Here is a 1,384-nt window from a genome sequence, read left to right on the forward strand (position 1 = left end):
GGCCTCCCCGGCGTCCATATCGAGTGCAAGCGGGCGGAGCAGCTGCGGCCTTATTCCTGGCTGGAACAGGCGGAGCGGGACGCCGTGCGCTTTGGTGATGGCCTCCCCGCCGTGTTCTTCCGCCGCTCCCGCTCCCCGTGGCTGGTGGTGATGAAGCTGGGGGACTGGCTGGAGCTATATCAAACCCAGAGCGAACCAAGAAAAACCGCTCCCAGCGAGTGAGAGCGGCCCCGTGATGGTGTGTGAACTTGCCACCCACATTCTACCACGAAAGGGGCCGGACATCAATGACCAATGAAGAACTAGCGAGGGCGATCCAGGGCGGGGACAAGGACAAGCTGCTGGAGCTGTGGGCAGCGGTGCGGCGGTTTGCCCATGATCGGGCGTATCGGTGGACTATGGCGGTAGGTGGCCGGGCGGGGCTGTCTGTGGATGATTTTGAGCAGGTGGCCTTTCTTGCCCTTCTGGAAGCCCTGGAGGGCTGGGAGGATAGGGGCGGGTCATTCCTCACATGGTACGGTCTAAAGCTCAGAGGGGCCTTTTCTGAGGCCAGCGGGCAGCGTACAAAGCGGGACCAGCTGGACCCCATTCAATCAGCGGTCAGCCTGGAGACGCCCCTTGCGGACAGGGAGGGAGATCTCCTGTACCTGGAGGACGTGATACCGGACCCCAGAGCGGAGGAAGCCCTGGAGAGCATCGGAGAGTGGGAAGCACTTCACAGGGCTGTGGACGGCCTGCCAGAGCATCAGAGGACGGTGATCCGGCGGCGGTATTGGCTGGAGCAGAAGGTGGACCACAAGATCCACGCCGCTGCTCTGCGGGCTCTGCGACATCCCGGGGTATCCAGAGACTTGAGAGCATATCTTACATAGTGTTTAGGCACAAAAGAAGGTGATGCTTTGTATTTTCGCTGTAATGCTGGAGGGTGGAATAAGACCCATGAACAGGTTGAGAGGACACCCCGAATAGATAGTTTTGAGTTGGCATTTACCCATGCCTGGGGCGGGCTATTCTGTGGTTGGGAATACCTGGACATATACCAGGAAGATAGCTTTTGTGAGATATTTCCTCCAAGCGAATACAAGATCTATCTATCCCACAAGCGCAACGGCTATGGCGGGCGGCAGACCTTTTTCCTCTGCCCTGGATGTGGCGGGCGGGTGCGGTTCTTGTACCTGACCGGGCGGCGGGGGTTCTTATGTCGGAAGTGCGCCCGGCTGAATTACAAAAGCCAGCAGCAGACAAAGGACGGAATGGTGGACTACTGGAAGGGGATGGAATACGCAAAGAAATATCTGACCCTCCCGCCGTGGCCTATAGATGGATTTTCCTTTTTGGGTTTTCGTCCAGATAAGCCGAAGGGGATGCACGAAACAACATACCG

General features: G+C 58.2%; 2 protein-coding genes and 1 pseudogene. All 3 read left to right on the forward strand.

Annotation, left to right across the window (positions count from 1 at the left end):
* Positions 1-222, forward strand: a pseudogene (locus tag NE584_RS19275) (hypothetical protein); the annotation flags it as partial.
* 65 nt (positions 223-287) lie between these two features.
* Complete coding sequence (locus NE584_RS19280; protein ID WP_256183540.1) at positions 288-872, forward strand: sigma factor; 585 nt, start codon at positions 288-290, stop codon at positions 870-872.
* Positions 873-899: 27 nt separating this feature from the next.
* A partial coding sequence (locus NE584_RS19285; RefSeq protein ID WP_256183541.1) for a hypothetical protein occupies positions 900-1,384 on the forward strand: 485 nt, incomplete at its 3' end.

This window comes from Clostridium sp. DFI.5.61 (assembly GCF_024462915.1).
GTDB classification, from domain to species: Bacteria; Bacillota; Clostridia; order Oscillospirales; family Oscillospiraceae; genus Lawsonibacter; species Lawsonibacter asaccharolyticus.